The sequence below is a fragment of the Janthinobacterium sp. LS2A genome (genome assembly GCF_036543145.1).
Classification (GTDB): Bacteria; Pseudomonadota; Gammaproteobacteria; order Burkholderiales; family Burkholderiaceae_D; genus Janthinobacterium; species Janthinobacterium aestuarii.
Map to the genome: position 1 here is coordinate 1 of NZ_JAZHPB010000025.1, position 1,237 is coordinate 1,237.

General features: G+C 55.9%; 1 protein-coding gene. It reads left to right on the plus strand.

Annotation, left to right across the window (positions count from 1 at the left end; translation table 11 throughout):
- The first annotated feature begins 66 nt into the window (after positions 1–66).
- Complete coding sequence (locus tag V3C40_RS28240; protein ID WP_331779165.1) at positions 67–1,227, plus strand: IS30 family transposase; 1,161 nt, start codon at positions 67–69, stop codon at positions 1,225–1,227.
- Positions 1,228–1,237 lie beyond the last annotated feature (10 nt).

The following is a 1,237-nucleotide window of genomic DNA, read 5'->3' on the forward strand; positions in this document are numbered from 1 at the left end:
GGCTGCGGATTCAATCGGTGGTCGCAACACTCTAACCTAAACACCTAGGTTACGGGAGTGTTGAAGATGAAACAGAAACCACGAATTTATTACACCGAGAGCCAGAAGGCCTTGATGTGGGAACGCTGGAAGCAAGGCGACTCCTTGCAGATGATAGCCCAGCTATTTGATCGCAATCATTCGTCGATACAGCGGATTCTGGCCGAATCTGGTGGCATACGGCCAGCGCAGCGATGCCGTTCCAGACGGGCCCTGACACTGGCCGAGCGCGAGGAAGTATCGCGTGCAATCGTTACCGGCATATCCATCCGCGCGCTGGCCAGACGCCTCGGACGCGCACCATCGACCATCAGCAGGGAACTCAAGCGCAATGGTGGCCGCGAAGCATATCGTGCAACTCAAGCGGACCAGCATGCTTGGGATCAGACGCGGCGCCCCAAACCTTGTAAGCTGACGGAGAACCGCATGTTGGCCAACATGGTTGCCAGCAAGCTCCAATTGCAGTGGTCGCCAGAACAGATTGCTGGCTGGCTCAAGCAGCTGTTCACGGGCCACGAGGAGTATCACGTGTCGCACGAAACCATTTACCGCAGCCTCTATATCCAAGCCCGAGGCGCTTTAAAGAAGGAGCTGCTGGAACACTTGCGCCGTACGCGCGCCATGCGCCGCTCACGTCATCACACCCAAAAGACGGACAACCACGGCAGAATTGTCGACGCGGTGTCGATCAGCGAACGTCCAGCGACGGCAATGGATCGAGCGGTGCCTGGGCATTGGGAGGGGGACCTGTTATGTGGCAGCCACAACAGCCAGATCGTGACCTTGGTTGAGCGCCAGACGCGCTATGTCATGCTGATAAAGGTCGCCGCCAAGAATACCGAAACGGTGGTCAACGCATTGATCGACAATGCCCGCAGGCTCCCCCAAGAACTATATAAATCACTGACCTGGGATCGTGGCAGCGAGCTCGCTGGGCATAAACGCTTTACATTGGCCACCGACATCCAGGTCTACTTCTGCGATCCACAGAATCCATGGCAACGCGGTTCAAATGAAAATACCAATGGCCTGTTGCGCCAGTATTTCCCCAAGGGATTGGATATTTCCACGTATTCGCAAGAGCAACTCGATGCGGTAGCCAGAAGACTTAACGAGCGCCCCAGGAAGACGCTACACTACCAAACACCGGCTCAACGATTTGAACAGTGTGTTGCCTTGACCGATTGAATCCGCAGCC